The 6,438-nt window shown below is 44.4% G+C and carries 6 protein-coding genes; all 6 read left to right on the top strand.

Going from position 1 to position 6,438, the window contains the following annotated elements; all coding sequences use genetic code 11:
• Positions 1–2 precede the first annotated feature (2 nt).
• The 6 genes from WD071_RS15050 (at position 3) to WD071_RS15075 (ending at position 6,278) form a co-directional block, all read left to right on the top strand.
• Entirely contained in the window at positions 3–704 is a 702-nt protein-coding gene (locus WD071_RS15050; RefSeq protein WP_368049215.1) for an acylneuraminate cytidylyltransferase family protein, read from the top strand.
• On the top strand, positions 701–1,630 hold the full coding sequence (locus WD071_RS15055; protein ID WP_368049216.1) for a phosphoglycerate dehydrogenase: 930 nt from the start codon (positions 701–703) through the stop codon (positions 1,628–1,630). Before WD071_RS15050 ends, WD071_RS15055 begins: the two co-directional genes overlap by 4 nt.
• Positions 1,623–2,375 carry an SDR family NAD(P)-dependent oxidoreductase gene (locus WD071_RS15060; RefSeq protein ID WP_368049217.1) on the top strand — a complete coding sequence of 251 codons (753 nt, stop codon included), beginning with the start codon at positions 1,623–1,625 and terminating at the stop codon, positions 2,373–2,375. The genes WD071_RS15055 and WD071_RS15060 overlap by 8 nt, the downstream gene beginning before the upstream one ends.
• Positions 2,376–2,465: 90 nt before the next feature.
• The gene (locus tag WD071_RS15065) at positions 2,466–3,857 is read left to right on the top strand and encodes a glycosyltransferase family 2 protein (RefSeq protein ID WP_368049218.1); all 1,392 of its coding nucleotides are present in this window, start codon (positions 2,466–2,468) and stop codon (positions 3,855–3,857) included.
• Positions 3,841–5,724, top strand: coding sequence for a glycosyltransferase (locus WD071_RS15070; RefSeq protein WP_368049219.1), 1,884 nt, complete (start codon positions 3,841–3,843; stop codon positions 5,722–5,724). The genes WD071_RS15065 and WD071_RS15070 overlap by 17 nt, the downstream gene beginning before the upstream one ends.
• Before the next feature lie 188 nt (positions 5,725–5,912).
• A complete protein-coding gene (locus WD071_RS15075; RefSeq protein WP_368049220.1) occupies positions 5,913–6,278 on the top strand; it encodes a class I SAM-dependent methyltransferase in 366 nt (121 codons plus the stop codon).
• Positions 6,279–6,438 lie beyond the last annotated feature (160 nt).

Raw genomic sequence — 6,438 nt, forward strand, 5'->3', positions numbered from 1 at the left:
ACATGCAAGCTAAACCCAAAATAGTCGCCTTGCTCCCCATGAAGGCCAACAGTGAACGCGTAAAAGGCAAGAACTTCCGCGAATTTCGCGGTAAGCCTTTGTTCCGCTGGATTCTCGATACCCTGCTCGAAGTTCAAGAAATCGACCAGGTCGTGATCAACACTGACGCCCGTCACATCCTGGCCGAACATGGCCTGGTGGACAGCGACCGCATCCTGATCCGTGACCGCAAGCCCGAGATTTGCGGCGACCACGTCAGCATGAACCTAGTGCTGGCGGATGACGTGGCCACCGTAGACGCCGACATCTACCTGATGACTCACACCACCAACCCGCTGATGAGTGTCGATACCATCAGCAAGGCGCTGTCGGCCTTTGCCGAACGCAAAGCGCAAGGCACAGCAGATTCCCTGTTTACCGTGGACAAGGTGCAGACCCGTTTCTACCGCAGGGACTGCTCTCCGGTAAACCACGATCCGGACAACCTCATCCCCACCCAGCATCTAGAGCCCTGGTATGAGGAGAACTCCAACCTCTACCTGTTTACCCGCAACAGCTTTGGTAAAACCAACGCTCGCATCGGCAAACAGCCCATGATGTACGAAGCTCCCCGCATCGAATCGATAGATATCGACGATCAGCAGGACTGGGATTTTGCGGTCATTGCTGCACTTTATCTGCAGGAACAAGGAGTAGTGAAATGAAAGTACTGATAACCTGCCCGCCCATGTTGGGGATGATCGATTACTTCAAGCCGCTGTTCGACCAGTACGGAATGGAAGTGACCGCACCGAAAGTGGTGCAGATACTGTCCGTAGAAGAACTCAAAGATCTGGTGCCGCAACACAATGGATGGATCATTGGTGATGATCCAGCAACACGTGAGGTATTTGCAGCTGGTAAGGCAGGACATCTGAGGGCTGCTGTAAAATGGGGTATAGGTGTGGATAACGTAGATTTCACTGCGTGCAAAGACTTTGGAATTCCTATTACCAATACACCCAACATGTTTGGTGGGGAAGTCGCCGATATTGCTATGGGATATGTGATTGCGTTGGCGCGTGAAACGTTCCAGGTTGATGCGGGAGTGCGAGCTGGTAACTGGCCCAAGCCACGCGGCATCTCTCTGGCCGGCAAAACCGTTGCCTTGGTGGGCTTCGGCGACATCGGCAAGAATACAGCCAAGCGGCTGCTAGCCGCCGACATGCACGTTATCGCCTATGACCCCGTGGCCCCCGACCATGCTGAACTTGCTGCTGTACAGCGTGCCGAGTGGCCGGCCCGCCTGGGCGAAGCCGATTTCATTGTGTTCACCTGCGCTCTTACCCCCAGCAGCTTCCACATGCTGAACGCTGACGCCCTTAAACGCGTGAAGCCCGGAGTACGGGTCGTAAATGTAGGGCGAGGCCCCTTGATCGAGGAGTCTGCGCTTGAGGCAGCACTGCAGGACGGTAGGGTGTATTCCGCCGCACTGGATGTATTTGAAGTTGAGCCGTTGCCAATGAATTCATACCTGCGTGCACACCCCCGCTGCATCTTTGGGTCACACAATGCATCTAATACTTCAGATGCAGTGGTTAGAACAAGTGAGATAGCCATCAACACACTCAAGGGGTTCCTCCATGGCTGATACCGGCATGTATTGTGTGATCACAGGAGCGGCCGGGGGTATCGGACGTGTGTTAGTCAAAGCATTCACTGAGGCAGGTTATGGCGTTATCGGTTTGGACCGCATATCACTACCAGACGGTATCGATTGCCGCTATTGGATTAAGCATGACTTGGCTGCCCTGGTCAACGACGAAACAAGAGCGACTGAGGTCGTCGGACAGGTTAGTGAAATTGTGGGGGAGGCGGGGTTGCATGTGTTGATAAACAATGCAGCCGTTCAAGTACTTGGCGGTGTCCAAAGCCTCTCTCGTGCAAACTGGCAACAGACTCTCGACGTCAACCTCACCGCCCCTTTCTTTCTCGCACAAGGACTTTTTAGCTTGTTAGAGCGTGCGAGAGGAAGTGTCATCAATATTGGCAGCATACATGCCCAGTTAACCAAGAAAAACTTTGTCGCTTACGCAACAAGCAAAGCTGCATTAGCTGGACTGACTCGAGTAATGGCAGTCGATATTGGCAACAAGATCAGAGTTAATGGAATAGAACCTGCGGCTATTGATACGGATATGCTAAGAATCGGATTTGCAGCTAATCCAGATAAGTTCGATTCATTGAGGATGTTTCACCCGGCATCATCCATTGGACGGCCCGAAGATGTGGCACGAGCAGCTCTATTTCTATCTTGCGGAGATTCAAAATTCATAAATGGATGCATCATTAATGTGGATGGCGGTATACGTGGGGTTCTACATGATCCTGATTAGGCGAAGCTTTGGATGCTTTTTCGAAATTTATCTTTGTGATAAAGAACTATGCTTCTCGTGCAACGCCACTCAATGATTGAGTAATCACTAATGTCCAGGCACACAGTTTCAGTTATCATTCCTTTTCACTCACAGGATCTTGAGTTCCTGAAGGAAGCGGTGAACAGTATAGAAGTAGAAAATGGAGCGCTAATAATTATAGTTGATGACGCATCCCCTACCTCACCAAGACTGTCTGACTTCACACAGCAGAAAAATAATTCGATCCTGATACATAAGCTAAGTGAGAATGTAGGCCCAGGCCACGCAAGATCAATAGGCCTATCCTTTGCACAAACCCCATATATCTCATTTCTTGATGCCGATGACGCTTATCAGCCAGGGTATTTAGACTATGCAGTTACCCTTCTTTATGAGAGAAGTGAGATAGGAATTGTATGTTTTCCAGCGGAGTATGTTGATTTGAACGGCCAGCCGCTGGAGGTTAAGGCCATCTCCACAGAGGGCTATTATCAAGCAGCCGATCTAGTCGCTAATAGATTCTTGCTTCAGTCGAGCGTTGGCAGGGAGTCTGTTATGAGGTCCGTTATATTTTCCAATCGACTTCGTGGTGAGGATCACGAATATTTTTATCGACTTTCTCAGAGTGGTCAGCTCATTCTCCACTCCCATGGAGCTCGGATTTATCACCGCTGTGGAGGCACCCAGTCAATCACGAGAAGCAATGTTCGTAAGGACCTTGAAGATAGACGAAATGTGATGTTGGATTTGTGGTGTCATGAAGATAGTGGGAGACACTATCTAAACAAGCTTTTCGGTGAGCGCGCGATTGGCCTGATACTTTTAGCAATTTGTGAAGGACACTCAAACTTACTCGAGGAAATCATTGAGATACTTAAATCACACATTGAAAAACATCATAATTTCGAACTGCCAACTATTTATGGGCGCACGGAAATTGAAGGTAAGGCCAATTTTTTTGCAGCTAAACAATTTGGTAGAAAACTCAAGCCGTGCTTGGACAAGAAAGCTTCTTCCCAATGCTTTGCAAGATTCATAATGTTCTGCAACGATCACTTGCGCCCCCTCTATTACGAAGGGATTTCGATGTTTTTCAATAATCTTGGACATGTGGATGTTGTGAATGATGCTAAGGAAATTTTGTTTTCATGCGCAGCCAGAATTGAAATACATCGATTCCATACCAAAAATTCACTCGCTCTAGTATTGCAAGCAAGAGAAGTTGAGAGCAAATTTCAAGTATGGACAACTTCCAATGATGATCTACCCGTCGATTTGTTGAATTCCTCCACGTTCATTAACGTTGTTTTCAATAACAAGGTTTTAAAAATTAAAACTGGGTTATTAATGGGCTCCTGCATCGCGAGAAGCTTAATGCTTTCGGAGTTCACACGTGGTGGCGACCCGATTTCGACGAAAAGTACCTTTGGTGGCTGGAGAATCTATGACGAATGTAGCTAAGCCAAAAGTCTCGATTATTACCCCAAGTTATAATGGAGTTGACTATCTAGAGACACTCCTGCAATCAATTGACAGACAAACTTATGATAATTGGGAACATATAATTTTCGACAATTGCTCAACTGACAAAACGCACAAAATTCTAGAGATGTATGCGGATTCAAGGAGAAAGGTAATTGTTGAGAGCGATAGAGGCCAAAGCAACGCGCTTAATAAGGGTTTTGCTCAATCAACTGGGGATATTATTTGCTGGATAAACGTAGATGATTACTATTATTCAAACGACGTAATAAAAGAGGTTGTAAACGAGCTATCTTCCTCTGAGCACCAAATTGTTTTTGGGAAAGCATTCTGGCGATATGAACCAGAGGGGATAGAGATTTCAGTTTGGATAGATTCTGATACATCAAATTTTAATGACCGATTTACAAAGCATCTAGGACTTTGCCAGCCTTCAGTATTTTGGAAAAGATGTGCATACCAGGCTGTAGGTGAGCTTGATGAATCGCTTCACTATGCTATGGACTTCGAGTACTGGTGCCGGATGTATAAAGCTGGTATGTCCTGGAAATTTTCAGATCAATACTTTGCAACGCATCGTGTTCACAAGGATATGAAAACTGTCTCCGACAGAGGGAGAAGCCTTATAGAAACGATTATTGTTGTGTTGAAAGAATATGGAATTGTTTCTGATGAATGGGTAGGGCGACTTGTTGATTATTACAACTCAGGGTGTGTTGGGTTGCAGAACGACAGTGTAAAGCCCCAGTTAATGAGTAATTCAGAGGCAGAGAGATTGCGCGAAATTTTGCCAATGATTTTTCTTCCATGTGACAATATTTTATTAAGAGCATACGTTTCCGAGCTGGCTTTCTCGCAAAAATTGAACACTAAGTTACCAATTATGGATTTTTTTTCGGATCTATTAAGAACCGCTTCTTGCGGTTATTCCTATAATAGATTGAGTTTCGATAGATCCATTAATTTTATCAAGGATATCGTGTTCAATCTTTCGTACTACGAAAAATTATCAACTAGGACGACGCCGAGCCCTTTAGTTCGTGCGCCATTGGATGATGGCAAACCTATTGAAGCTGGAGTTCGTAATGGTGATGTGATTCATAAAGATGTGCGCGTGGATAAATCGATGAATAATTTTCAGTTTCAAAGACTATTAAGATTTAAAAATAGATATCTTAACCAAGAGTGCGTCCTTTTGTGTAATGGCCCAAGCCTTAAATCAGTCGATTTCACGCTTATTCAGAATCGATTCATAATCGGGCTTAATAAAATCTACCTTGGGAAAGATTTGGTAGGTAGGCTTCCAGACCTAGTAGTAGCCGTAAATAAAAAGGTTATAGAGCAATCCGTAGAACAGTTTGAAAGTATGCCTACTTTAAAATTCTTAGGCAGTAGGGCAGGGCTTGCTATCCCTATTGATCCACTTACTTTCTATTTTAAGTCTGCTGATTCCAGTGCGCCTAGATTTTCAAGAAATATTATTAAAGAAGTTCATGAGGGGTGGACTGTTACACATGCGGCGCTTCAAGTCGCGCACTATCTCGGTTTTTCTAAGGTAATTATTGTTGGAATGGACCACAACTTTCCTGGAGCGTATGGCAAGCCCAATGAATCACAAGTTATGCCAGCAGAAGATACTAATCATTTCGTCCCAAACTATTTTGGATATGGACAAAGCTGGGATCTACCGGATCTAGAGAATTCTGAAATTTCTTATGCCTCAGCGAGATCAGAATATGAAAAGGATGGGCGACTCATTATTGATGCAACTAAAGATGGTTGCTGCAACATTTTTGTAAAAATGTCACTTGCTGAAGCACTAGATTTCAAAGTTGAGATATCCTGATGAGTTATTTTGCGAATGCTGAAGATTTAAATTCACCATTTTATAAAATAGCATGGTAGATAAATAAAAAAATTCGGATGTAACGAATTTCGTTGTCGAAATAATGGTCTCGTTTGAAAACCCAATAATTAGTGCCGGAGAAATCGGAGTTCATCGCGGTAGGTTTTTTTTGGTATTAGAGAATTTTTGTGGCCCAAGTTGTACGTGTGATGCATTCGATTTTTTTGAAAATAAGTTTAGTAATATCGATGGGTCCGGCAGGGATTCTAAAAAAAGTCCTAGGAAATGTACGGCAATATGCTAAATATCCTAACCGTGTAAGAAAATATAAGGTGGATTCGATTGATTTGGCAGCCGGCGTTTCCGACTATCCTAATGATATTCGGTATTCACTTTTTTCTATAGATGGTTGTCACACTGCGCTGCACACATGTAACGATTTAATTTTTGCTGAGCGCGTTACAAGCACAGGTGGTGTCGTTATTATTGATGACATTAACAATATTTCTCGGATGGGTGTTTTTGAAGGTGTTTGTAAATACTTGCATGGGTAAGGCCCTAGGCTAGGGCCCTTTGCAGTCGGCCTCAATAATTTTCTACTGACGTCTATCGGTGATCATAAACGCTATTTTCAATACTTTAATGATAATCGGAGTAATATGGGTAATCAGCCCCAAAATTAATTGAAGTCAAAAGTGGAATTTTCTCGTAATC

The organism is Pseudohongiella sp., assembly GCF_040877505.1.
Classification (GTDB): Bacteria; Pseudomonadota; Gammaproteobacteria; order Pseudomonadales; family Pseudohongiellaceae; genus Pseudohongiella.

Coding starts and splice junctions, on each gene's coding strand:
- WD071_RS15060 (WP_368049217.1), top strand. CDS start 1,623: ATGGCTGATACCGGCATGTATTGTGTGATCACAGGAGCGGCCGGGGGT.
- WD071_RS15050 (WP_368049215.1), top strand. CDS start 3: ATGCAAGCTAAACCCAAAATAGTCGCCTTGCTCCCCATGAAGGCCAAC.
- WD071_RS15065 (WP_368049218.1), top strand. CDS start 2,466: ATGTCCAGGCACACAGTTTCAGTTATCATTCCTTTTCACTCACAGGAT.
- WD071_RS15070 (WP_368049219.1), top strand. CDS start 3,841: ATGACGAATGTAGCTAAGCCAAAAGTCTCGATTATTACCCCAAGTTAT.
- WD071_RS15055 (WP_368049216.1), top strand. CDS start 701: ATGAAAGTACTGATAACCTGCCCGCCCATGTTGGGGATGATCGATTAC.